Below are 24,104 nucleotides of genomic sequence, written 5' to 3' on the forward strand. Positions count from 1 at the left end.
GGCGGCCTGGCGCTTGATGGGCCAGTAGGAGCGGCCATCCTTACCCATCGACCAGACGTTGCTGACCTGGTTTTCCAGTAGAGGCAGATGGGCGCATAGAGCTTCCGGCGACGCGCTGGCCAGCGCGGTGCGCTCGTGGGTTCGCCAGCGCTGATGCCAGAGTTTCTTGTCCTCGCGCTCGCTACGGCAGGTCGTGTGCCCAACGATGGGCGTTTTGCGGCGGCTGCGGCTCATGATGTGGTTGTCTCCAAGAACATTCAGGACAGGCTTTCTGGGTAGAGCGCCGTCAACCGGGACAGGGTTTCTTGCACTTGTTCCAGCGAGGTCATCAGATGATCAACCTGATCCTGAAGATCCACGGCGAGATCAAATAGCTCAGCCACTCGGCTGCGTGATCCCTCGTTGAACGCGGCCATTGCCAGTTGATGCAGCTTCAACAGGTCGGTGCGCAGTTGCGGAGGTGCGCCGTCTGCGCTGTCATTCAAATCGCCGCGCAGCACGTCCACGGCATCGACTGCACGCAGCAGTGCCGTGGTATCGAAATTCTCGGGAGTCAGTTCGTCCCATTCGTCGTCGGTGATGCGGGCTGCCATCAGGAGAGCTCCGATTAAGCGGTTGCGAGCGTTAGATGCCCGATCGGCTCGGCTGCTGGCCGTACCTTGATTTCGATGTCGTAGCCGAGGCGATTCAGACAATCCATCAGCTTGCGTTCGGATAGATTGGTGAAGTCGCCGCGCATCATGCCCGACACCTTCGGTTGCGGGATGCCCATGCGTTTGGCCGCCGCTTGTTGAGTCAGCCCAAGGGCGCGCATGGCCCTCCTGATCTCGACCACCAGGCCGGTCTTGATCTTGAGCTTTTCAGCGTCAGGCAGTCCAAGGTCGGCAAAGACGTTGCCCGAGCTGCGCTGAACCTCGACGCCTTCAATGATTCGTTTTTGCATTTCGTAGCTCCTGTGCCAATACCTCGGCCACCTTCAGCCGAGCGCGGATGATGTCCATGTCGGCCTTTGGCGTGGCGATTCCGCTCTTGCTCTTCTTCTGGAAGCAGTGCAGGACGAACACCGCTTCCGCAAACTTGACCGTGTATACCGCTCGATAGGTGCCGCCGGCATCGTCTTCGACGACCTCCAGCACGCCGGTACCACCGAACCCCTTGAGCACCTTTGCTGCGTCATCCTGATCGCCTATCTGCGCCAACGAGAGCGCGTAACCGAAACGGCGACGCACGTCGGACGGCAACGCCATCAAATCCTTGTGGCTGCTCGCGATCCATTCGAGCGGTTTTTCTTTGTTTGTCATGACGGAATTTTATACCTGTTCAGGTAATGATGTAAACGCGGCAACCTCAAGGAGGTGTCGTAAAACATTTGTTTTGCGACAGGCTGTCAGCCGCCGCTGTGCTACCTGTGCAACACCCCCTCAAAAATGTACGGAAAACTCTATCGCTATTCACTATTATGCGGAAACCTGTTTTTGATGGTTATCCGCCTATGTTGGTTGGCTACATGCGCGTGTCGTCGGACTCCGACCGCCAGAGCACGGACTTGCAGCGCGACGCGCTGCTCGCCGCCGGCGTCGATCCGCGTCACCTGTTTGAGGATCGTGCCTCTGGCGCGAAGGATGACCGTGCCGGCTTGGCGCGGGCGCTTGAGTTCGTTCGAGCCGGCGATGTGCTGGTGGTGTGGAAACTCGACCGGCTCGGTCGCTCGCTGTCGCACCTGCTCGCCATTGTGACTTCGCTCAAGGACAAGCGGGTGGCGTTCCGCTCGCTGACAGAGAACCTGGACACTACGACGCCCTCGGGCGAATTCCTGTTCCAGGTGTTCGGTGCGCTCGCGCAGTACGAGCGCGCCTTGATTCAGGAGCGCGTCGTCGCGGGCTTGGCCGCCGCACGCAAACGCGGCCGGATCGGCGGCCGGCCGCAGGCGATCACTGGTGAGAAGCTGGACGCCATCGTCGCCGCGCTCGATGGCGGCATGTCTAAGGCGGCGGTGTGCCGCAACTTCAATGTCAAGCGCACTACGTTGATCGAAACATTGACGCGAGCAGGTTGGCGTGGTGCGGGAAGGACGGTCGATGAGCAACAAGAATAAGCTACTCACCGTCTTTTCTGACGCAGAGCAGGAAGCCTTGTACGGCCTACCGGACTTCGACGATGCTCAGCGGCTGGAATACCTGGCGTTGGCCGAATCTGAACTGGCGTTCGCCAGCAGCCGGCCTAGCCTGCAGGCCCAAGTCTATTGCGTCTTGCAGATCGGCTACTTCAAGGCCAAGCATGCTTTCTTCCGCTTCGATTGGCATGAGGTCGAGGACGATTGCGCCTTCGTGCTGAGTCGCTATTTCCACGGCGAAGCGTTCGAACGCAAGGCGATCACCAAGCATGAGCACTACAGCCAGAGGGGTCAGATCGCCGAACTGTTCGGCTACCGGTCGTGGGCGGCTAGCTTCCTGCCGCAACTGGCACAGCAGGCTGAACAGATCGTGCGGCGCGACGTAATGCCAGGATTCGTGGCCGCCGAACTGATCGTTTGGCTCAGCGAGCACAAAATCATCCGGCCCGGCCACACCACCTTACAAGAGCTGGTCAGTGAAGCCCTGTCCACCGAACGCAGGCGCTTGGGCGGCTTGCTGGCAGAAGTGTTGGACGAATCGGCCAAAGCTGCGCTGGGCCAGCTCCTGGTGCGTGACGACACCCTGTCTCAACTGGCAGCGCTCAAGCAGGACGCTAAAGATTTCGGCTGGCGTCAGATGGCAGGGGAGCGCGAGAAGCGCGCCACGCTGAAGTCCTTGCACGGGATCGCCAAGGCGCTGCTGCCCAAGCTCGGCATCTCGCAGCAGAACCTGCTGTACTACGCGAGCCTGGCGAACTTCTATACCGTCCATGACCTGCGCCACCTGAAGGCGGAGCAGACCCGGCTCTACCTGCTGTGCTATGCCTGGGTACGTTACCGGCAGCTCACCGACAACCTGGTCGACGCGATGGCCTTCCACATGAAAAAACTTGAGGACGAGAGCCGCACGGGTGCGAAACAGTCCTTTGTCGCCGAACAGCTGCGACGCCATCAGGAAACGCCGCAGGTTGGCCGCCTGCTGTCGCTGTACGTGGACGACAGCGTGGCCGATCCGACGCCGTTCGGCGAGGTGCGCCAACGCGCCTACAAAATCATGTCCAGGGAATTGCTGCAAAACACGGCGCAGCGCATGAGCGTCAAGCCACTGAACAAACTGGCGCTGCACTGGCAGGCGGTGGACGGCCTGGCCGAACGCATTCGACGCCATCTACGGCCGCTGTACGTCGCGCTCGACTTCGCCGGCACGGCCCCCGATAACCCATGGCTCGCGGCGCTGACTTGGGCCAAGAGCGTGTTCGCCAAGCAGCAGCGCCTATCACAACGGCCACTCGACGAATGTCCGGCGGCAACGCTGCCGAAACGCTTGCGTCCGTACCTGCTGATGTTCGATGCCGAAGGCACGCCGACAGGCCTGCATGCCGATCGTTACGAATTCTGGCTTTACCGTCAGGTCAGGAAACGCTTCCAGGCGGGCGAGCTCTACATTGACGATAGCTTGCAGCACCGGCATTTGTCCGACGAGTTGGTTTCGATGGACGAGAAAGCCGCCGTGCTCGCGCAGATGGACATCCCCTTCCTGCGGCAGCCGGTCAGTGCCCAGCTCGATGCACTGGCGACCGAGTTGCGTGCGCAATGGGTGGCGTTCAATCGCGAGCTGAAACAGGGCAAGCTGACGCACCTGGAATACGACAAGGACACGCAGAGACTGACCTGGCGCAAGCCCAAGGGGGAGAACCAGAAGGCGCGCGAGCAAGCTCTCTACGAGCAACTGCCATACTGCGATGTCGCCGACGTGTTTCGCTTCGTCAACGGCCAGTGCCAGTTCCTGTCGGCGCTGACACCATTGCAGCCACGCTATGCGAAGAAGGTAGCCGACGCCGACAGTCTGATGGCGGTGATCATTGCCCAAGCCATGAACCACGGCAACCAGGTTATGGCACGTACCAGCGACATCCCGTACCACGTCCTGGAGAGTACCTACCAGCAGTACCTGCGCCAGGCGACGCTACATGTGGCCAACGATTGCATCAGCAACGCCATCGCCGCACTGCCGATCTTCCCGCATTACTCGTTCGACCTCGATTCGTTGTACGGTGCCGTTGATGGGCAGAAATTCGGCGTCGAGCGACCAACTGTGAAGGCGCGCTACTCGCGCAAATATTTCGGCCGCGGCAAGGGCGTCGTCGCCTACACGCTGCTGTGCAATCACGTGCCGTTGAACGGCTACCTGATAGGCGCACACGAGTACGAGGCTCACCACGTGTTCGACATCTGGTACCGCAACACGTCGGACATCGTGCCGAGCGCGATCACCGGCGACATGCACAGCATCAACAAGGCCAACTTCGCCATCCTGCACTGGTTCGGACTTCGTTTCGAGCCGCGCTTCACCGACCTCGACGACCAGTTGCAGGAGCTGTATTGCGCCGATGATCTGGCATTGTACGAGAAATGCCTGATCCGGCCGGCTGGCCAGATCGACCGGCAACTCATCGTCGGTGAGAAGGCGAACATCGACCGAATCGTCGCCACACTGGGCCTGAAGGAAATGACGCAGGGCACGCTGATCCGCAAGCTGTGCACCTATACGGCGCCGAACCCGACGCGGCGCGCAATCTTCGAGTTCGACAAGCTCATCCGCAGTATCTACACACTGCGCTACCTGCGCGACCCGCAACTGGAGCGTAATGTTCACCGCTCGCAGAACCGCATTGAGTCCTATCACCAGCTACGCTCGACCATCGCCCAAGTCGGTGGGAAGAAGGAATTGACCGGCCGCACCGACATCGAAATCGAGATCAGCAACCAGTGCGCCAGGCTGATCGGCAACGCGATCATCTTCTACAACTCGGCGATCCTGTCCCTGCTGCTGACGAAGTACGAGGCAGCTGGCAATGCCAAGGCGCTGGCGTTGATCACGCAGATGTCGCCAGCGGCCTGGCGGCACATCCTGCTGAACGGGCATTACACCTTCCAGACTGACGGCAAGTTCATCGACCTGGATGCGCTCGTGGCGGGACTGGAGCTGGGCTGACGGAAATTTCTGGGATTCCGGCGTACAACCCCGTAAAATAGAAGAGTGAGCACTTGATTTGCTGGTGCTTTCAAACAACGGTGTTGTTTTTTTAACAGCCGAACTGGAAAGGGAGGCTGAGCTGCTCAGTGATCACTTTATCCGTTGGCTGATTTACGCCGGCATGTTCGCTACAGGCACTGAACGACAACGCAGATGGTATGGTCTGTGCGTTCTGACTCGTCAAGGATCGGCCAATGGATCGTTTGTCTAATTTGCTCTCGCGGTTCGGCGTGCGGGCCAATCTGTTCTATGACGGCGACCTATGCGGCTCTGCATCTTACGATGGCGCCGAGCGGCGAGGTTATATCCATCTGCTTCAGGCCGGCAGCGTGACGTTGCTTGGTCCCGATCGCAAGGATTTGCAGCTCACTCGCCCTAGCTTGATTTTTATGCCACGCCCCGCCAAGCATCAATTGTTTGCGGGTGAGTCCGATGGCGCAAAGTTGTTGTGTGCTTCCATGGAGTTTGAGGGCGGAATTGATAATCCTTTGTCGGCTTCATTACCGGACTGTTTGGTGCTCGCACTCGATGATCTGCCCATGCTGGCAGACACGTTGGAGTGGATGTTTGCCGAGGCGGCAAATGTGCATTGTGGAAGGGAAGCCGCGCTTGAGCGCTTATTTGAGCTCCTAATCATTCTGTTGCTCCGTTACCTGCTCGATCATCACCAGTTGCGCACCGGAATGATGGCTGGACTGGCCGACATGCGGCTTGCCCGATCGCTTTTACAGATGCACAACTCCCCGGAACATGCCTGGTCAATAGCAGAGCTGGCCAGTGAGTCAAATATGTCACGCGCTGCGTATGCCGTGCATTTCAAGAGTGTCATCGGACAGACGCCTGCTGATTATTTGTTGAGTTGGCGAGTTAGCCTGGCTCAGAAGCTGATGCGAGAAGGGCGCTCGATTACGCTGATTGCAGCTCAAGTCGGCTACGAAAGTCCTTCGGCGCTGTCTCGCGCATTTAGACGCAAGACGGGGTTGAGCCCTCGTGACTGGTTGAAAGATCTGGCGGGGGAAAATGATGGCAAAAAGGCCTAAGGCATTACTGCCTTAAGCCATTGAAAAAATTATGCATTAATTTTACGTTTTTCCAGTTCAACCAGCGAATGGCCTGCCACAAATATCGAAACAGCAAGCAACCCTAAGTCTTTAAGCAGAAACTGACCTGGCGCAACGGAAATCGCCGGAAACCCTAAACTAGGCTCAATGACGCCCGGAGTGGAAAACATAAAGCTAAGGGTTGTGAAGAACAGGCCTGCAGACAGAGCGCCTCCTACCACGGATAGTTTGGGCGACAGCATGCGGCCTGCGATCAGAGTGCCGATCGAAATCTCTAGTATGCCGAGCAGGCTGGAGAACATGTCGACCGAAAAAATGCTATACACCCATCCCAAAAGCGGGCTGTTGCTCACCAGTGGAACCAGGCCCTCGGCCTCGTAGTGGGTAAATTTCATGCCGCCGAACCAGAAGTAAATAATAGCGAGAGCCAAGTACGCGCCATAGATACCTAGCCCCATAGTTTTGGTTCCAAGCGTTAAGTGGGCCTGTACGCTGGACTTCGAGTTTTCAATGCCTATGGTTTTCATGTCTGAGCTTCCAGTAGTGAGTGAGAGTGTGTTGGCTGCCGAACGCCGTATGCGTTGGCGATGAGATGATTATGGCTGGCATCTCTAATCAAGAGGCATCAGAAAGTATTGATTTCAGTGCAGATCGTCTTGGGCGGTGCAATTCGCGATGAAGGGATCGCCGTGGAGAGCGATGAGTGCACTATTTCGATAAAGGAGTCGTTTTACATAGGTCGATGAAGCGCGTTGCGGCATCGCCTACTGTCATTTCTCAAATCTGACTATGGGGCTTGGGGCGAAGGGCGGCACTGACTAGGCTTAGAACAGCTACCAACTAGCCGCGCGGCCGCGATGCACAAAGAATGGTAACTGAGCCGTGAGTGCGGTGGGCGCCCGCATTTATTTCCAAACCCTACAGATACATCGATCTTCGACTTCAACCGGGCAGATAGCTGTTGCAGCAAGCCTATCAATCGACTTTGACGTGTTAAAGAGGATAGGTTTTCCAGGGTTGGGGAACAGCATGCCCTGCAGAACGACACACGTCACTTTTGTTAAATTAATAAGCTAGCTACCTATTGGGCATAACCTTGCAATTTGCTTCAATTTACGCACATGCACTTGCGACCTCAAAATGCAACGTAAGCCCCGAATATCTCCATTATTGTCGCCGCCAGCCTTAGTTACAGCTGCTATGATGAATGAGATCGAAAACTGAAATCCCCCACTAGAATTGTTGACTGGAGTCAAAATGAATAAAAAGCGGCCGGTTAATCTTGATATTCGAACCATTCAGCTTCCTCTCACGGCGCTTACATCGATTCTGCACCGGATTTCAGGAATTATGCTCTTTATTTTTCTGGGACTGATACTGTATATGCTGAGCAAATCGTTGGAGTCAGAAAAGGGTTTTAATGAAGTCAAGGAGATTTTTTCTTCACCTTTCGGCAAAGTTAGTTTCTGGTTGGTATACTCTTCATTTATTTATCATCTCGTAGCCGGAATTCGACACCTAGTTATGGATGTGGGTGTTGGTCATACTTTGAAAGGCAGCAATCGCGCCTCTACTATTGTTTTAGTAGTGTCGGGTGTTTTAATGGTTGCTGGCGCCGTATGGATTTGGTAGCTGTGGAGTCGTAATGCGTATTTACAAGGACTAAAAGCGTCCTTTAAAGCTAACTTACGAAAGTATTTATAATCGACGGTTCACGCTTAAACGGTTGAATCCTTTCGGGCTTCCGAATAGCTGTTAGCTGAAAGCTATCATGAGCTAAGTTTTCTGTGCATCATCAAATGTGTTAATGGGAGCGCCATAGTACTAGGTACAAATATGGCTCTAGGACAATGTTAGATGTTTTGGATTTTGAGGCGGATCGCTCTTATCGAAGATCGTCTAATTCGCTCTGAAGCGCAGGTTTTTTGAAACTATCACCTGGTTGGCACACTGTGCGAATCAACATCAGATATGAGAAAGCCAATCAGGTGAACACTACCCTCGAGGGCTCATCTGTCCAGTTAAAGCCTCGAGTCTTTCTGGGTGCGCAAAAGACAAGAAGGTTATATGGGAAAATTATGAGGCCTGGATACCATGCGTCATGGGCGTGCCGATGCTGTGAGTGACAGAGCGAGAAGCAAGTGAAAGTCCCTGAAGTAGGGGCGGGATGCGCCCGAGTGGCATTTTTTGTCTTAAGGTAGATCGCGTAGCTGTTCTTCAGAATAATCTTCAGAGCGTTGACGACAGCCATCGCTGTGCATTCCTCAAGAATAGAATGTGTCGGAAGGGTGGCGTCATTGGTGTTAGTCATCGCTTAGGATTTCTCAATCTGGCTTACACGGGCGCCTGTACCGATATCCCCGCGGATGGCGACGTATCGATGTTGAATTCCTCGCCAGACGAAGTGCAATGAGCTGCGGCTATAGGCTTGCGCAGCCTTAGATAGCCGGCCGTCGCAGGCGCGCCGGTTGGCCGGGATCTTCTTCTGCCCGTCAGGTGTCCGGTCGGAACTCCAGCACGAACGCTACGACCTTTTCGGCGGACATTTCGCACGGCTTCAACAATGTCCTATCTGATGTAACGCGGAAGAGGTTGAAGCTGACAATGTCAGTCCCGTCCAACTCCCTGGCGAACAGACTGTTGCGACGTCCGTCCCCAGATCGCCGGACGATCAAGCTGAAACGCCGGCCTTCATAAGTCCCTTCTCTGTATCCCTCCGCAAGCTTCGCGAAAGCGGCATCGAACTCGGAATGCTCCATGTCATCCATCCTTATTGATAGAACAGAGGCGCGGCGGGTGCGAGACCGCCAGTGCCGGGTCGCGCTAAGGTGCCGGGCAGATTCCTGCAGCCGACGAGGCCCGGGGTGGGCAGGATAATTGAGATGTCGGCGCCCGCATGGCTATCAGCGAAGTCGTCCGTCCAGTCTGCTAGGCAACGTCCACGCCTTTCCAGAAAGCGATGTAATCCCGGATACCCTCGGCATCCGGAGTGGGGGCGGGATAGGTCCAAGCGGCGTTCACGTTGAGCGCGTCACCCGCGCGAACATGAAAGAAGCGCGCGGCGCCTTTGATCGGACAGACAGATGTGTGCGGGCTCATCTCAAGCAGGCTCAGGTCGACTCCTGACGGTGGGAAGTAGTGATTTCCCTCGACGATGACTGTTTCGTCGCTTGTGGCGATAGTAGTGTCTTTCCAGATGGCTGAGACCAACGGACTCTCCTTTTGTATTCATCAACCGGCGAAGGCTCGCGGGCTGGCTGCCCCAAGCCGCACCTCCTCAGGTGGCAGGCGGGTTGCGCCCGAGAAGTTTGTCGAGCTCGCCTCTGACATCGAGCGCGAATAGCTCATCGGAGCCACCGATAAGGGTGCCATTGATGAAGATCTGCGGCACGGAGCTTCGCCCCGACGCTTCCGCCATGGCCTGCCGGTGAGCCGGATCCGCCTCAATATCGAGCTCCTTCCATCGCACGCCCTTTTCCTTGAGGAGCGCCTTCGCTCGGCGGCAGAACGGGCACCAATTCGTGGTGTACAGCAATACATCAGTTGTCATATTGCATCTCCGGCAGTTGCACGCGGATCGCTGTCATGGCGTTGATCTCCAATTCGCGGCGTTCAAAGATGGCGACTGCACCTTGGCCGACATCGGAGCAGATGCTGACGATTGGCCGCTATCCAGGCGACATGGCCCAAAGTGCTTTCACCGCCAGGCAGAGGCCGCACGCGCCTCCTGTAGCGCCGAGCCGATGCTCTAAGGTAACCGAGCCTCGATTGGGACGGAAGCGGTCCCGCTCGAATCGCCCATCATGCTGGTCGAGCATATCAGGACGACGGATAGTGCAGGAACTTTCAAATTGAGCTTGATGTCGAGCCAGGTATCGCGAGCGAAGGCGTTCTAGAGGCCGGGGGGTACGAAGACTGTGTTCGGCAAAACGGTTCACGTTGATCGCCAAAGCTTCCCAGGGCGCACGTCTACGATCGGCGCGACGTGAGATAGCTCGCGCCGCTAGCCCCCGTAGCGCTCCGTCTTGATGATGGAGGCGTCCAAGCCCGCCAGCAGCGCGCTATCGGTTGCGATGTTGACGAATCCGTTAGACCCGCAGACGAACACTTGCGTCGGCTTTCCCTGAAGCCTGGTTAGAATTTCTTGGACCATCATGCCGTCGATCCGTCGCGCAAAGTCCGATGCGCGAACCGGTTTCTCGCGCGTAATCGCGAGCGCCAGGACGAACGCCGGATCGCTGATTTCGATGCAATGAAGTTCTTCTGAGAAGAGAACGTCCTCGGCGGTTCGTGCGGACAGGAGCAACGCTGTCGGAACGGCTTGGGCCAATGCGCGGCGCTGCCGGATCATTGCCATCAACGGCACGAGGCCGGAGCCTCCCCCGATCAACAGAACCGGATCTATGGCAGGCTCAGGCCAAAGGAAATGGCCACCGAGCGGACCGCGAACTTCGATTTCGTCACCAATCGCCGCGATGTCGTGAAAAAACGGCGAAACTTCGGCATCCGGCATGCGCTCGATAGCTATCTCGACGATCGGGGTCGAAACTGCCGATGACGCGATCGAGTAGCTGCGCATTGCACTGTAGCCGTCGGGCGCGGTCAGCCGGATATCGACGTGCTGACCTGCGGTGTGCGCGAACGGCTTGCTCAACCGAAGGAAGAAGCTCTTGATACTCGGTGTTTGCTGGATGATGTCGTCGATCACGCATGATTGCCACGAACGGACTTGCGCTTCGTTTTCAGTCATGGGTGTATCGTTGTTCGCGCCACGGATCGCCGTAGATGTGATAGCCGTGCAGCTCCCAAAAGCCGGCCTCGTCACGCGTCGTGAATTGCAGCGCATTCACCCATTTGGCGGATTTCCAGAAGTAAAGGTGCGGCACTAGAAGACGCGCCGGCCCCCCATGATCGCGGGAAAGTGGCTTGCCCGCATAACTGAGGGCGACCATCGCTTTCCCGGAAAGCAGATCCGTCAGAGGGACGTTTGTCGAATAATTATCGTAGCAGTGCGCCAAGACGAAATCGGTAGGCCGATCAAGCTCTGCATCTGCAAGGATGTCTTCAATGAGTACACCCTCCCAAACGGTATCCAGTTTGGACCAAGAGGTGACGCAGTGAATATCCTTTGTCACCTGGGTCTTTGGTAGAGTGTTGAATTCGCCCCAATTCCACGTTTTGACGGGCTTCGGACCAATTTTGACTGTGAATTTCCAGTCGGAGGGCTCTACCCTCGGCGTAGGGCCGGCCGACAGAACAGGGAAATCCTCCACCAGATGCTGACCTGGCGGAATCCGATCGGACTGGTCGCCTGAACCGCGACCGGTGAAACCTCTGGTGACCATAGTGACCCCTCTTGCTCGATACGGCAGACCGAAGCCGGCCTTCATTTCAGTACTCTGCGTAAAGCATTTGCCCGCACATCCGCCGAATAAGCCAATCGACTAAAAATCAGATACAGATGCTCTATCATCGTAAAAAATCGCGTATCGAACATAGCGTCAGGCCAGCATGATTCCCAATACCCAATGGCTATAGGGTAGATAACCCCAAGGCTGCGTACGCTGATCTGCGGTATGCGGAGCGGAAGTTGCAGGTTCGCTCTCAAACGGATGGGCAGCGTGCAAAGCTCAAGGCTCACCAGCGCATGGTTGCCCAGTTCGCGCTCGCCGGCAGCTTGAGTATATTAAGGACGAAATGTCGATCTGATCTATTCTGGCTTCAGGAAATAGGGAAAATAAGGTCGGACGTTCGCGCACCGTCGCGACGCGCGATCATCCACTAAGCTTCTGTATCGGGGTTGGAGGATCAGATGAACGAGATCGAACGACAAGCGCCTGAGCTGCGGGTGCAAAAATGGATTGGCAAAGATGGGGAAAGTATCGCGCCGTTCAAACTGTCAGATATCGGGCCCGGCCCGAAAATCTTGTTTGCCTTCCAGCATTGGTGCCAAGGTTGCCATTTGCATGGGTTTCCGACGCTACAAAAGTTGCATGCAGCGTTGAGCTCAAAAGACGTGGGGTTCGCAGTGATCCAGACCGTCTTCGAAGGAACGCATGAGAATACCTTCGAGAAGTTGCGCGTGAACCAGCTCAAGTATGAGCTTCCTATCGTTTTCGGTCACGACGAGCAACCGACCGGCTCGCCGTTTCCAACCTTCATGGAAGACTACCGCACACGAGGAACTCCGTGGTTTACGGTTATCGACGCTGGCGGTAGCATTGTTTTCTCGGACTTCCATCTCGACGCGGAGCGACTAGTGAAGCAACTTGAGCAAGGTTAATCGTTGGAAGGTGGGCAATCATCCTGATTGCCACCCATCCCCTGATGCCCACTACAGGCGTTGCGCGCTGTAACTCTGTTGATCAGCGTGCGAAAACCCGGATCCGGATAGGAGGAGCGTCAACGATTGAATCAATCCGTTGGGAGAGGGCGGCTCCGCTCCGTCAGCTCGGCAATAGATAACCCATTCTCGCCGAGCAACTCTCTGATCCGATCGACGATATGAGCCCCTAGCGCCGCTGTCTTGGTCCCCCCCACAGATTCCCAAGATGCGAGTTCACACGCCGATACCTCGTGGTCAGCGCCGAAGTGCTTCTGTCGGTATGTCACCGCCGCCCTTCAATGATAAAGGCGCGGTAACGGGAACCGGCAAAGCGTTGAGCAGCGATGGTTTGGTAGGCGGGACTGTCATACCAGTCGCGAGCGGCCTGCATCGTCGGGAAACGCAAGATTACGGCCCCTTCGATGGGCGGCCCCTCCAAATGCTGGATCGCGCCATAAGCGGCGAGAAAGGTAACGTCGTGACCATCGAACGATGGTCCGACGCCTGCAGAATAGGTTGCGAGTGCATGTGGGTCGCTGGTTTCTTCCCGCGTAAAGACGACGAACGCTTCCATCATTAGGCCTCTCAAAGGTTGGATCTGTTGGCCATTACCACCGGTGATGGCCTCACAGTCGTCAGGCTGGCAACTGGAACCCGATTTTCATGAGTGCCTCGACGCACGCATCCTGATCCTGCTGATAGTTGCCTCCGGAGATGCCTATGCCGCCGATCAACTTCCCATCCTCCAGAATCGGATAACCGCCGCCGACAGCGACCATCCGAGGGCGATAGGCTAGCGGCGCCACTTTTGGATCGTTGGTCACATAGTCGTTCCAGACATGGGTCGGGAACCCAAACGAGGCGGAACTCCAGGCCTTGTCGATGGCAACATCGACGGTAAGGAACGGCGCATCGTCGGTGCGCTCGAACGCGCGCAGGTTACCGGTGGCGTCGACGACGGCGACGGCAGCCGGGATGCCGATGGCACGGGCCGCAGCGAGCGCCGCGTCGATGAGGGCGACTGCGGTTTCGCGGTTGATCGAGGCGGTGGCAATAGATTTGGTCATGGGATTCTCATCGCTGGGGCATAACCCGTTCGGCTTTTTGAGGTTGGACAAGATGTTTGGCGATCGCGGTCGTTAGAAGCCTTCGAGGACGATCTTGCCTTTAGCCGCGCCACTTTCGATCAGTGCATGCACCGTCTTCAGATTGGCGGCATTGATCGGCGACAGTCGCCGGGTCAGCGTCGTGCGGATTTTGCCGTCGTCAACCAGCGCTGCCATCGCATCCAGAATCTCGCCCTGCTCATTCATGTCGGGCGTGCCGTAGATCGACCGCGTGAACATCAGCTCGTGGTGGATCGACACCGCCTTGCGCTTGAAAACCATGATATCGAATGCCTTGGGATCGTCGATCAGTCCGAACCGTCCTTGTGGGGCGATCAGTTCGGCGATGTCGGCGACATGTTGCTCGGTATGTGTGGTCGAAAAGACGAAAGCGGGAGCACCGATGCCGAGTTCGGCGATCTGTGGCGCGAGCGGACGAGAATGGTCGATGACGTGGTGAGCTCCAAGCCCTCTTACCCACTCTTGGGTTTCCGGTCGAGAGGCTGTGGCGATGACGGTGAGGTCCGTGCGCTGTCGCGCGATCTGGACGGCGATCGACCCAACCCCGCCCGCGCCACCGATGATGAGGATCGCCTCCGCCGCACCGGGTACGGGCTTCGCCACGTCCAGGCGGTCGAACATCGCCTCCCAGGCCGTCAACGTCGTCAGCGGCAGCGCCGCCGCTTCCGCCCAGGAGAGCGACGCAGGTTTGTGACCGACAATCCGGGCGTCGACGAGATGGAACTCCGCATTGGTACCGGGCCGTGTGATCGATCCGGCATAATAGACCTCGTCGCCTAACTCGAACTGCGTGACGTCGGGGCCGACCTCGCGCACAATCCCGGCGGCATCCCATCCCAGCACCTTCCAATCGCCATCTGCCGGCGGCGTGCTGTTGCGGACCTTGTAGTCGACCGGGTTGACCGAGACGGCCTTCACCTCAACCAGGATATCGTATCCTGCAGCGACAGGCCGAGGCAGATTGATGTCGACCAGCGCGGCATCCGCGGCGATGGGTCCCGGAACCTTGTAACCAATGGCTTTCATAAATGTCTCCAGCTTGCTTGATCGGATGACGCGAATGCTCGTTAGTCAACTTCTTCTACATTGAGGTCCCGACTCTTGAACTGGGTCGCGGTAGCAGATTTCATCGAACACGTCGATCAACAGGCCCTTATGCTCGGTCGCCGGATCGGTGATCGCGTAGAGGGTGGAGGCGTTATCGCCATCATCACCGCTTCCGAGGCGAAACGCCGCGTCGACGCAGATGCCGCACGGACCGATGGTTGATCCTGGCTCGAGATCGACGAGATTGCTGTCCTTGACGCGCTATTCGCGGTCTTAGCCCTTGGCGATGAAGGACTGAACTGCTTGTAGAGCGTCGGTCAGCTGCTATGTCATGGACGCACCTTCATCTTGAGTTGGATTGGACAAGCTTCCGTATAAGGCCCGCTGTAACCGTCAGATGACGGCGAAGAAAACGATGGGCAGTATTCACAGCCACTTAGCCTTCTTGAAGCGCACAAATAGGAAAACGCACGATATCGCTATCACTCCGAGCACGACAAAGTATCCGTAGGCCGTGTCCAGCTCCGGCATGTGCTTAAAGTTCATGCCGTATATTCCAGCGATCGCCGTCGGGACTGCCAGTATTGCCGCCCAAGCCGCCAGCTGGCGGGTGATCACCCCCGTCCTTTGCGCTTCAAGAAGGCTGCTGGCCTCAAAGACCGTGGACAGGACAAGCAGGAGGCCGTCGACCATGGACTGCACGCGGTGGACATGGTCCGCGACGTCGTGGAAATATGGTGTCATTTCGGCGCTGATGCAGGGAAAGTGGCCGCGAACGAGCTTTCGCACCAGCTCGGCCATAGCCCCGAGCGTGCGCTGGAACCGCGTGAGTTCGGACCTTAGTTCGAAGATTCGCGCCACCTCTTCTGGCCCGAGGAAATCGTGCAGCGACCGTCGCTCCATCGCCAGGACGTCGTCCTCGATCATTTCGAAGATGGGCAGATACTGGTCGACCACGCGATGCAAGATCGCGTGCAGCACATAGTCGACACCCTTGCCGAACTGCGTCGGCGATGCCTCGAGTTGCTCCCGAAGTTTGCCCAGCGCTCCGGCATTGCCGTGCCGCACGGTGATAAGGTGATTGTGACCGGTGAAGATCGCCATCTTGCCGTAGCTGATCCGGTCGCCGACCAGCTCGGCGGTCTGCGCGACGACGTACAACTCATCGTTGTAGACCTCGAGCTTGGGCGGGCACAGCGGGTGCATCGCGTTGTCGATCGCCAACGGATGAAGATTATATGTCCTTTGGATCGCGAGTAGTTCCTCGGGGGTGGGTTCGCTAAGCGCGATCCAGCAGAAGCCCGAGCGACTCTCGCCCAACTTGACGTGCTCATCGAGCGCGATTTCGCGAACTCGCTTGCCTTCGTTGTAATAATAGGCGGCGATGATGCTCATGCTGGCCTCGCGGGAATGTGGAGGCCACGCTGGACGGCCGGTCGAGCCAGCCCGCGTCCAAGCCATGCGCGGACGTTCGAAAAGCTGCTGAGGCCAAGGATGTCACCCGCAGCGTAGAATTCCACCAGCGCATTCACCCAGCCGAGCGTCGCGATGTCCGCGATCGAATAGTCGTCGACGATCCAGTCGCGGCCTTCCAGCCGGCGATCCAGAATCCCCAGCAGACGCGTGGATTCGTCGATAAAGCGCTGTTGCGGCCGCTTGTCCTCATAGTCCTTGCCGCCAAATCGCAGGAAGAAGCCGAGCTGACCGAACATCGGCCCGATGGCCGACATCTGAAAGAACACCCACGCTAGGGTCTCGTAACGCTGGCCTGGTTCGGTGGAGATGAACTGACCCGTCTTGTCGGCCAGATAGAGGAGGATCGCACCGGATTCCCATAAGGCGATGGGTCTACCGTCAGGGCCAGCCGGATCGATGATCGCCGGTATGCGTCCGTTCGGGTTCAGCGACACGAACGCCGGATCCTTCGACTCGTTGTTCGAGATGTCGATCAGGTGGGGCTCGTACGCCAGGCCAGTCTCCTCAAGCATGATCGAGACCTTGACGCCATTGGGCGTAGGGGCTGCGTAGAGTTGCAGGCGATCGGGATGAGATGCCGGCCAGCGCTGCGTGATCGGAAAGGACGAGAGGTCTGGCATAAATCTGCGATCCTGGTGTTGCGATGGCGACTGACTGGAACGAGCCGTCACTCTGAAGTAGGGTTCGATGACCGCGTCGCTGAACGACGCGGTCACGAAGATTGCGGACCGGATCGGCGCAGTGGCAACGGCAGTGAAGCCTATTCCGCCGCGGTCCCGGCCGCTGGCTGTACGTCGTCAACCTTTTGGCGCTTCGGAAGCACCCAGCCGGGACGGACGAAGTGGCAGGTGTAGCCGCCCGGGCGCTTCTCCAGATAATCCTGGTGATCGGGCTCGGCCTCCCAGAACTCGCCGACCGGCTGGACCTCGGTCACCACTTTGCCATCCCACAGCCCCGAGGCATCCACATCGGCGATCGTATCCTCGGCGACGCGCTTCTGCTCCTCGTCGACATAATAGATGCCCGACCGGTAGGAGAGCCCACGATCATTGCCCTGGCGGTTCAGCGTCGTCGGATCGTGGATCTGGAAGAAGAATTCCAGGATGTTCCGGTAGCTCGTCACTGTCGGGTCGAAGACAATCTCGATCCCCTCGGCATGCGTGCCGTGATTACGATACGTGGCGTTCGGAATATCGCCGCCCGTGTAACCCACACGGGTCGAGATGATGCCGGGCCGCTTGCGGATCAGATCCTGCATGCCCCAGAAACATCCTCCTGCGAGAACAGCGCGCTGATGCATGTTAAGCCTCCTCTACTTGATCGAGATATTCACCGTATCCCTCGGACTCCATCTCGTCGCGCGGGATGAAGCGAAGGGACGCTGAGTTGATGCAGTACCGCAGACCGCCGCGGTCGGAAGGACCATCGGGGAACACATGGCCGAGATGACTGTCTGCGTGTACTGACCTGACCTCCGTCCGGACCATGCCGTGTGCGCTGTCCCGCACCTCGTTCACGTTTGCCGAAACGATCGGCTTGGTGAAGCTGGGCCAGCCAGTACCCGAATCGAACTTGTCCGTCGAAGCGAACAGTGGCTCTCCCGACACTATGTCGACGTAGATGCCAGGCTCCTTGTTGTCGTTGTACTCGCCCGTGAAGGGCCTTTCGGTGCCCGCCTCCTGGGTAATTCGGTGTTGCTCGGGAGTCAGGTGGTCGATTGCTGTCTGTGACTTTTCAAACTTCATTACAGTCTCCAATACTTATCTAGAGGGCCAGGCACGCTACCGCTAATTTTTTATGTCTCCTGATTTGCTCCTACAATGGTAGTGGGATGGCAAACGAGGTTTTACTAAGTGTTGGAAAATTAGAGATTTAAATTTCGCGTCTATTAGTTCTAGCGCAACTGAGTGGTTAAGCAAGTACGTAATCAGTAAATATTAAAAAAATAACACAAAAGCACGATTATATAATACAGTGTCAGTGTTTTATGATAATCAACAACGCCTGTCAAGGCAATCGCATGAAGCTCACCTGAGACCTAATAGTTCAGCCCGATAATCATCAGAGGTTGCAGCAATCAGCCTTCGTGCCTTGATGCCACCCTTGCGCTTGACCGGATCCAACCGGATCAAATTCAATGTAAGTTGCTTGAGAACGGCCATGTTGTGGGCAGCATGCCCGGTTCGGATCCGCATCTGATCGTCACCAAAAATGACATCCATGCACCAGTGGACGCGGTTCTCCACGCCCCAGTGCGCCCTGATGGCATGTGCGATGCGCTCTGCATCCGGAGCAAGACTGCTGATGTAGTAACGGCGCTCCAGGCTGGTCTGGTTGCCCACAGTCCGCTCGGACTCCAGCATCACGAAAGTGCGCAGTCCTGGCCAGCGTTCTGGCTGTGGCAGGCACTGGAGTTGGTCGAAAACATGGCAGCGACGAACCTCCAGCCGGCCATGGTCCTTCTCGACATGCTCGAAGTGCGCATGGGGTACCCGGGCAGGATCGCCGTCCAAAAAGGTGTCAGCGAAGTCATCGATCGCTTCGGCCAGCTTCGGCTGGTTTCCCTTGATGGCCAGCAGATAGTGCGCCCCGCGATCGAGAATGGCCTGTGCAATGTCCGGCTGGGTACCCATGGCATCGATCGTCACGGTGCAGCCCTCAAGCGCCAGTGTGGCCAGCAGCTCAGGAATGGCGGTCTTCTCGTTGGACTTCTGGGAGGTCGCCCTCTGCCCGAGAATCAGCCCTGAATCAGCCGCAAAAGCGCTGACCAGGTGCAACGGGGCCGTGTTTTTCTTGCCGGAGCGGCGACTGGTCTTGCCGTCTAGGGCAACCACTTGCGGAGAAAGGGCCGGTAGGATCGCCGCAACCCAACAGCGGAAGGCCTGCTCGAACTCCTCTGGATCGATCAGGCTGAATAGCCGTCCAAAGGTGTCGTGTGAGGGAATGCCGTGGGGTAGTTTCAGAATACGGCGGAACCAGTCCAGCCGCTGCTCAGCCCAGAGTTCGATTTCGATGAAGGTGTCAGCGCCGGCAAGCACGCCGCAGATAGCCACGACCAGTGTTTCGACCAGGTCGTGACGAATCTTGCCCTGCTGACGGGGATCATTGATGGCGACCAGAACATCGGAGATTGGTATGTGATGCGACATTGCAGGGCATCCTGAGTAGAGAGGCGCTCAGGATGCCCGCTGGGAAAGGACTCATTCAAATCGGCAGGCGTTCATGCGATTGCCCTGCAACGCCTGTTTAGATGCTGGTAGATGCGAATTTTTTGGCGTACAGTCAAAATTTTCTGATGGTTGCTTAGTGTGTTGGCGCTGATGGAAAATTGACCCACCCTGCCGATTGAAATTTGACCCAGGGCGGATTGCTGATTTTGTTACCAGCAACTGTGGATAAGTCTACCAGCGCAGCTGCTGTTGCCCCCACTCCTTCGCTAGCCCAGTTCAGTTGTTTAAGACCTGCCACACGCAGCCATGTAGCAGGCCGTCGTCGCCATGAAATCAGAACGGCTCATCGTCCTCCGGTTCCTGGCCGCCCTTACGCTTTCGCTCCCGTGATTTGATCTTGGCCTGGGCCGCCAAGCTACTGTGTTGCAGGCGATAGGACTCGTTACCGGTTTCGACGATGTGGCAGTGGTGGGTCAGCCGATCCAGCAGGGCGGTGGTCATCTTGGCGTCGCCGAACACGCTCGACCATTCGGCGAAGCTCAGGTTGGTGGTGATCACCACGCTGGTGTGTTCGTACAGCTTGGATAGCAGGTGAAACAGCAACGCACCGCCGGCCTGGCTGAAGGGCAGATAACCCAGTTCGTCGAGGATGACCAGATCCATGCGCAGCAGAGCTTGGGCGATCCGCCCGGCTTTGCCGTCGTGCTTTTCGCGCTCCAGCAGATTGACCAGATCGACCGTGGAGTAGAAGCGCACGCGCTTGCCGTGCCGGGTGATGCCGGACACGGCCAGCGCAGTGGCCAGGTGGGTTTTACCGGTGCCAGGCCCACCGATCAGCACCACGTTCTGCGCGGTGTCGGTAAAGGCCAGACTGGCCAGTTCGCTGATCAAACGAGCGTCTGCGCTGGAGGCGCTGAAGTCGAAGCCGGCCAGGTCGCGGTGCATCGGCAGCTTGGCCATGTTCATCTGGTGGCTCACCGAGCGCATGGCGCGATCTGTGTGCTCTTGTTCCAGCAGGTGTTCGAGCAGCCACTTGGACGAGGCTGTGTTCGACTCACCCTGCGCAGTCAACTCCGCCCAGGCCGTGGCCATGCCGTGCAGGCGCAGCTCCTTGAGTTCCGCCATCAAATCACGCATGACCGATCTCCTCGGTCTGGCCACGCAGGCGGTCGTAGCGCGCCGTGTTAGCGACGGGGGCTTCCTTGAGCGACAAGTGGGTTTCGACGCTGGGTGGTGGTTCGGTCGCGGCCAGGCGCGCCACGACATTGAGGATGTGTTCGGCGCTCAGGCTGCCGCTTTCCAGTACCAGCTCAACAGCCACCAGCACCGCATCGAGCCCGGCGACCGGTACGGCAGCCAGAACTTGCGCCATGATCCGGTCACCGCCGGCATGACGCCCCAGACCGTGCTTAAGCTGACGCAGCGGCGCCGGCAGATCAGCAAAGGGCGCGCCGTTGCGCAGCGCACCGGGCTTGCGTTCGATCAGCGGGAGGTAGTGCTGCCAGTCATAGCTGACCTGGTCGCGATCCAGCAAGCGGACATGGCTGGCGATCAGCGCGTCGTCAGCCACCACCTCGATTCGCGTCGGATACAAACGGCTGCTGACCCACTTACCCGCATACTCACACGGCACCGAGTAGCGGTTGCGCCCGACGCTGACCAGGCAGGTGCTGGAGACCCGCGCAGGCCGCTCGACGTAACCGTCGAATGGCGCTGGCACAGGCATCAGTTCAGCGCGCTCCAACTCCAGCACTTCGGCCACACTCAGCCCGCTGTATTGAGGGTGCGTCAGCTCGTTCCAAAGCGCGCGGCAGCGCTGGCCCAGCCAGGCATTGAGTTCCTCGAAGGAGTGAAACTGGCAGTCCTGGGCGTCTAGCCAGATACGCCTGCGGCTGTCTTGCACGTTCTTTTCAACGATGCCCTTTTCCCAACCAGCGGCGACGTTGCAGAAGTCCGGATCGAACAGGTAATGCGCGCACATCACCGCAAAGCGCGCATTCACCGCCCGGCCTTTGCCCTTATTGACCTTGTCGACGGCGGTCTTCATGTTGTCGTAGATGCCCCGGCGCGGCACGCCGCCCAAGGAGCCGAACGAGCGTGTATGGGCGTCAAATAACATCTCATGGCCCTGGCTCGGATACGCCACAAGCCAGAACGCACGGCTGGCACACAGCTTCAGATGTGCCACCTGCATACGCCGGTAAATGCCGCCGACCAGCAAGCCTTCCTCGCTCCAGTCAAACTGAAACGCCTCGCCAAGAGCAAAGGTCAGCGGCACAAAGGCCTGCGACGCCTTGCCCTGTCCCCCTCGCCAGGCACGGATAAACGCGGTGAGCTGGCTGTAGCCACCGTCATAACCTTCGGCTTTGATTTGCGCCAACAGCGCCTTGGCACTGCGCCGCTGTTGCTTGGGCCGCAGCGAATCGGCTTTTAGCGCCTGCTCCAGCGTGGCGTGAAAAGGGCTGAGTTTGTTGAAGATCGCGCGGCGTTGGTAGACCGGCGGCTTGGCCTCAGGTGCTCTGACCCACTTGCGAATCGTGTTGCGCGCCAACCCGGTGCGCTTGGCTATCTCATGCAGCGACAGCTTGTCGCGGAAATACATCCGGCGAATTTTGCCCATCATTTCCATACTGATCACCCTGTGTTCTCCTGCTCAAAAATTGAGCAGAAGCAGTTGAACACCTGGGTCAGTTTTCAGTCGGCAGAACAGCCTCTACTGGGTCAGTTTTCGGTCAGCGGCAACAGTTGTTGTACGAAATCGAGAGCGAAGTCCGCGATCTGGAGCCGGATTTACGGCGGCGAATACGGAAAGAAAAAGCCGTCCCGGTAATGGACATGCTACATGTCTGGATGAGCGCCCAGCGCGACCTTGTGCCCGAAGGCTCAGCCATCAGCAAAGCACTCGATTACAGCCTGAAACGCTGGGCAGCGCTGTCGCGCTACCTCGATGACGGGGCTGTACCCATAGACAACAATTGGGCAGAGAACCAGATCCGACCATGGGCTCTTGGACGCAAGAACTGGCTCTTCGCAGGGTCGCTACGCAGCGGAAAACGGGCGGCGGCGATCATGAGTTTGATCCAGTCTGCGCGGCTCAACGGTCATGATCCGTATGCCTATTTGAAGGACGTGCTCACACGCCTGCCGACGCAGCGGGCGAGTGAAATCGATCATTTGCTGCCGCATATTTGGCAACCGGTCTAATTGCGTAAGACGTGATGCTCGGATGCAAACGTTCAGTTGCGCCCAGTAAGCAGCGATGATGTCATATTGGACAAGCACGCTTATCGTGAGAAATTGGAACAGCCTTACGAGGTTGTGCCCGATACAGTTACATCAGAGCTCTTCCTTTGCCTCGGCGAACTGGCGCACGGCGTCGACTACTTGCCGTGCTCCGCTCTGAATTTCCTCTATCACAAAGCCGGCTTGGCTGACCAAATCGACGCCTTGATCGACCTTTTGGCGACTAGCCTGCATGCTCTCCACAGCATCCTGCGCTAGTTCATGGTTGCGCTTCACAACATCGACGATTTCCACGGTGGCCTGCGCCGTGCGGGCTGCAAGGTTTCGTACTTCATCGGCGACCACCGCAAAACCTCGGCCTTGTTCACCCGCCCTTGCAGCTTCGATAGCAGCATTTAGAGCAAGTAGGTTGGTCTGCTCGGCGATACCTCGGATGGTCTGCACGATGCTGCGGATCATCTCTGACTGCTGATTGACTGCAGTGATGCCTTCAGCCGCTCGTGAGAGCTCGGCTGCTATGCCTTGTACCACCTCGACCGTTTCACTAATGACCTCGGCACCATGGCGAGCGCTTCTGTCCGTCTGCTGGGATATATTGTAGGCGAACGTGGCTGCATCGGATTCTGCCTGCTGCTGGCGCACTTGGGACGTAATATCACGGGCAAACTTAACTACTTTGTAAAGCCGGCCACTGGCATCGAATACCGGGTTGTAGGTTGCGCTCAGCCAGACGGTATCGCCATGCCGGTTGAGTCGCTGGAAGCGTCCAGAGAAGAACTCACCACGGTTCAGTCGCTCCCAGAAATCGCGGTATTCAGGAGAGTCCGCTTCACCTCGTGTGCAGAACATGCGGTGGTGCTTTCCCCGAATCTCATCCAGGCGATAGCCCATGGCCTGCTCGAAGTTTTCGTTGGCGTCGAGAACCTCACCTTTCAAGTTAAAGGAAATCGCAGCCATCGAGCGACTGATGGCCTGAACCATGCTGCTCTGCTCCTGCTCACGGATCACCTGAGTAGTAATGTCGGTGGCCAGCTTCAGCACGCCTTCGACGCGACCATCGGCGCCTCGGATAGGGTTGTAGCTGGCTTCGAGCCAGACCTCCAGGCCTTGCTTATTACGCCTCAGGAAACGTTCACGTATGTACTCGCCACCAGCCAGGCGCTGCCAGAACTTACGATAGTCGGCACTCGCCTGGTAATCAGGAAAACAGAAAATACGATGGTGCTGTCCGACGATCTCCTCCAGTCGGTAGCCCATGGTGGTAAGAAGGTTCTCATTGGCACCTATGATGGTGCCATCGGGTTTAAATTCAATTGTTGCCGTCGAACGGTCAACGGCCACGGCCCTTGCTTCTGCGGCCTGAAGCTTTTGCAGAGCCTCAGCCAAGGTCTGCTTGATTGCCTTGTTGAACATTGATTAGCCTTAGAGTGAATTTTACTATCGGACGAATGAGGAGAAGCCGTAAATCCCAATTCGAATGTTTAACTGATGCTTAAATCAGGTGA

At 57.5% G+C, this 24,104-nt stretch carries 26 protein-coding genes and 2 pseudogenes; 6 read left to right on the forward strand and 22 right to left on the reverse strand.

Annotated features, from left to right (window positions below; translation table 11 throughout):
* The 4 genes from JJD66_RS16050 to JJD66_RS16065 form a co-directional block, all read right to left on the reverse strand.
* On the reverse strand, positions 1-234 hold a 234-nt coding region (locus JJD66_RS16050), incomplete at its 3' end, for a hypothetical protein (protein ID WP_198792720.1).
* 23 nt (positions 235-257) lie between these two features.
* Positions 258-593: a hypothetical protein gene (locus JJD66_RS16055; protein WP_000741275.1), complete on the reverse strand. Its 336-nt coding sequence runs from the start codon at positions 591-593 to the stop codon at positions 258-260.
* 14 nt (positions 594-607) lie between these two features.
* Positions 608-943 carry a helix-turn-helix domain-containing protein gene (locus JJD66_RS16060; RefSeq protein WP_001172026.1) on the reverse strand — a complete coding sequence of 112 codons (336 nt, stop codon included), beginning with the start codon at positions 941-943 and terminating at the stop codon, positions 608-610.
* Positions 924-1,301, reverse strand: a complete 378-nt coding sequence (locus JJD66_RS16065) for a type II toxin-antitoxin system RelE/ParE family toxin (protein WP_042933781.1) — start codon at positions 1,299-1,301, stop codon at positions 924-926. The genes JJD66_RS16060 and JJD66_RS16065 overlap by 20 nt, the downstream gene beginning before the upstream one ends.
* Before the next feature lie 191 nt (positions 1,302-1,492).
* On the opposite strand from JJD66_RS16065, the gene JJD66_RS16070 reads away from it, so the two are divergent.
* The 3 genes from JJD66_RS16070 (at position 1,493) to JJD66_RS16080 (ending at position 6,190) form a co-directional block, all read left to right on the forward strand.
* Positions 1,493-2,095: a recombinase family protein gene (locus JJD66_RS16070; RefSeq protein ID WP_010465829.1), complete on the forward strand. Its 603-nt coding sequence runs from the start codon at positions 1,493-1,495 to the stop codon at positions 2,093-2,095.
* Positions 2,079-5,108, forward strand: a complete 3,030-nt coding sequence (locus JJD66_RS16075) for a Tn3 family transposase (RefSeq protein ID WP_024015041.1) — start codon at positions 2,079-2,081, stop codon at positions 5,106-5,108. Before JJD66_RS16070 ends, JJD66_RS16075 begins: the two co-directional genes overlap by 17 nt.
* Positions 5,109-5,344: 236 nt before the next feature.
* Positions 5,345-6,190 (forward strand): AraC family transcriptional regulator, encoded by an 846-nt coding sequence (locus JJD66_RS16080; protein WP_003464995.1) that lies wholly within the window; start codon positions 5,345-5,347, stop codon positions 6,188-6,190.
* Positions 6,191-6,219: 29 nt separating this feature from the next.
* Here the strand turns inward: JJD66_RS16080 and JJD66_RS16085 are convergent, their stop codons facing one another.
* Positions 6,220-6,738, reverse strand: a complete 519-nt coding sequence (locus JJD66_RS16085; RefSeq protein ID WP_003464991.1) for a YkgB family protein — start codon at positions 6,736-6,738, stop codon at positions 6,220-6,222.
* A 730-nt stretch (positions 6,739-7,468) separates the two neighbouring features.
* On the opposite strand from JJD66_RS16085, the gene sdhC reads away from it, so the two are divergent.
* Entirely contained in the window at positions 7,469-7,843 is a 375-nt protein-coding gene (sdhC, locus tag JJD66_RS16090) for a succinate dehydrogenase, cytochrome b556 subunit (RefSeq protein WP_005005993.1), read from the forward strand.
* 860 nt (positions 7,844-8,703) lie between these two features.
* Here the strand turns inward: sdhC and JJD66_RS16095 are convergent.
* From JJD66_RS16095 to JJD66_RS16115, 5 genes are all read right to left on the reverse strand, one after another.
* A complete protein-coding gene (locus tag JJD66_RS16095) occupies positions 8,704-8,970 on the reverse strand; it encodes a hypothetical protein (protein WP_003464988.1) in 267 nt (88 codons plus the stop codon).
* Between the two features lie 169 nt (positions 8,971-9,139).
* Positions 9,140-9,421 carry a DUF427 domain-containing protein gene (locus JJD66_RS16100; protein WP_003464986.1) on the reverse strand — a complete coding sequence of 94 codons (282 nt, stop codon included), beginning with the start codon at positions 9,419-9,421 and terminating at the stop codon, positions 9,140-9,142.
* 67 nt (positions 9,422-9,488) lie between these two features.
* On the reverse strand, positions 9,489-9,761 hold the full coding sequence (gene grxC / locus JJD66_RS16105; RefSeq protein ID WP_005005995.1) for a glutaredoxin 3: 273 nt from the start codon (positions 9,759-9,761) through the stop codon (positions 9,489-9,491).
* A 453-nt stretch (positions 9,762-10,214) separates the two neighbouring features.
* Positions 10,215-10,961: a ferredoxin reductase gene (locus JJD66_RS16110; protein ID WP_002118292.1), complete on the reverse strand. Its 747-nt coding sequence runs from the start codon at positions 10,959-10,961 to the stop codon at positions 10,215-10,217.
* Positions 10,954-11,601: a sulfite oxidase-like oxidoreductase gene (locus JJD66_RS16115; RefSeq protein ID WP_002118288.1), complete on the reverse strand. Its 648-nt coding sequence runs from the start codon at positions 11,599-11,601 to the stop codon at positions 10,954-10,956. Before JJD66_RS16115 ends, JJD66_RS16110 begins: the two co-directional genes overlap by 8 nt.
* A 422-nt stretch (positions 11,602-12,023) precedes the next feature.
* On the opposite strand from JJD66_RS16115, the gene JJD66_RS16120 reads away from it, so the two are divergent.
* On the forward strand, positions 12,024-12,494 hold the full coding sequence (locus tag JJD66_RS16120; RefSeq protein WP_003464979.1) for a TlpA family protein disulfide reductase: 471 nt from the start codon (positions 12,024-12,026) through the stop codon (positions 12,492-12,494).
* A gap of 325 nt (positions 12,495-12,819) precedes the next feature.
* Here JJD66_RS16120 and JJD66_RS16125 read toward each other — a convergent pair whose 3' ends face one another.
* The 10 genes from JJD66_RS16125 to istA all read right to left on the reverse strand — a co-directional run bounded on the left by JJD66_RS16125 (position 12,820) and on the right by istA (position 21,985).
* A complete protein-coding gene (locus tag JJD66_RS16125; RefSeq protein ID WP_010591688.1) occupies positions 12,820-13,113 on the reverse strand; it encodes a DUF1330 domain-containing protein in 294 nt (97 codons plus the stop codon).
* 58 nt (positions 13,114-13,171) lie between these two features.
* Entirely contained in the window at positions 13,172-13,603 is a 432-nt protein-coding gene (locus JJD66_RS16130; protein WP_005006001.1) for a GlcG/HbpS family heme-binding protein, read from the reverse strand.
* A gap of 72 nt (positions 13,604-13,675) precedes the next feature.
* On the reverse strand, positions 13,676-14,689 hold the full coding sequence (locus JJD66_RS16135; RefSeq protein WP_002118279.1) for a zinc-binding alcohol dehydrogenase family protein: 1,014 nt from the start codon (positions 14,687-14,689) through the stop codon (positions 13,676-13,678).
* Positions 14,690-15,136: 447 nt separating this feature from the next.
* A complete protein-coding gene (locus tag JJD66_RS16140) occupies positions 15,137-16,105 on the reverse strand; it encodes a magnesium and cobalt transport protein CorA (protein ID WP_003464971.1) in 969 nt (322 codons plus the stop codon).
* The gene (locus JJD66_RS16145) at positions 16,102-16,806 is read right to left on the reverse strand and encodes a glutathione S-transferase N-terminal domain-containing protein (protein WP_003464969.1); all 705 of its coding nucleotides are present in this window, start codon (positions 16,804-16,806) and stop codon (positions 16,102-16,104) included. Before JJD66_RS16145 ends, JJD66_RS16140 begins: the two co-directional genes overlap by 4 nt.
* Positions 16,807-16,946: 140 nt before the next feature.
* Complete coding sequence (gene msrA, locus JJD66_RS16150) at positions 16,947-17,486, reverse strand: peptide-methionine (S)-S-oxide reductase MsrA (RefSeq protein WP_003464967.1); 540 nt, start codon at positions 17,484-17,486, stop codon at positions 16,947-16,949.
* Position 17,487: 1 nt separating this feature from the next.
* Positions 17,488-17,931 (reverse strand): peptide-methionine (R)-S-oxide reductase MsrB, encoded by a 444-nt coding sequence (gene msrB, locus JJD66_RS16155; protein ID WP_003464965.1) that lies wholly within the window; start codon positions 17,929-17,931, stop codon positions 17,488-17,490.
* A gap of 282 nt (positions 17,932-18,213) precedes the next feature.
* On the reverse strand, positions 18,214-19,335 hold the full coding sequence (locus JJD66_RS16160; protein ID WP_010455375.1) for an ISAs1-like element ISPa60 family transposase: 1,122 nt from the start codon (positions 19,333-19,335) through the stop codon (positions 18,214-18,216).
* Positions 19,336-19,689: 354 nt separating this feature from the next.
* Positions 19,690-20,493, reverse strand: a complete 804-nt coding sequence (istB, locus tag JJD66_RS16165) for an IS21-like element ISPst3 family helper ATPase IstB (RefSeq protein ID WP_010454871.1) — start codon at positions 20,491-20,493, stop codon at positions 19,690-19,692.
* A complete protein-coding gene (gene istA, locus JJD66_RS16170) occupies positions 20,486-21,985 on the reverse strand; it encodes an IS21-like element ISPst3 family transposase (protein ID WP_024012635.1) in 1,500 nt (499 codons plus the stop codon). The genes istB and istA overlap by 8 nt, the downstream gene beginning before the upstream one ends.
* Positions 21,986-22,104: 119 nt before the next feature.
* Between istA and JJD66_RS16175 the strand changes: the two are divergent.
* Positions 22,105-22,560: pseudogene (locus JJD66_RS16175) on the forward strand (IS66 family transposase); the annotation flags it as partial.
* A gap of 132 nt (positions 22,561-22,692) precedes the next feature.
* Here JJD66_RS16175 and JJD66_RS28495 read toward each other — a convergent pair.
* Positions 22,693-23,241, reverse strand: coding sequence for a methyl-accepting chemotaxis protein (locus tag JJD66_RS28495; RefSeq protein WP_226342901.1), 549 nt, complete (start codon positions 23,239-23,241; stop codon positions 22,693-22,695).
* Positions 23,236-24,012, reverse strand: a pseudogene (locus JJD66_RS28500) (PAS domain-containing protein); the annotation flags it as partial. The pseudogene JJD66_RS28500 and the gene JJD66_RS28495, both read right to left, overlap by 6 nt.
* Positions 24,013-24,104 lie beyond the last annotated feature (92 nt).

Origin of the sequence: Pseudomonas sp. MF6751 (genome assembly GCF_016613265.1) — a bacterium.
GTDB lineage: Bacteria > Pseudomonadota > Gammaproteobacteria > Pseudomonadales > Pseudomonadaceae > Aquipseudomonas > Aquipseudomonas fluorescens_BV.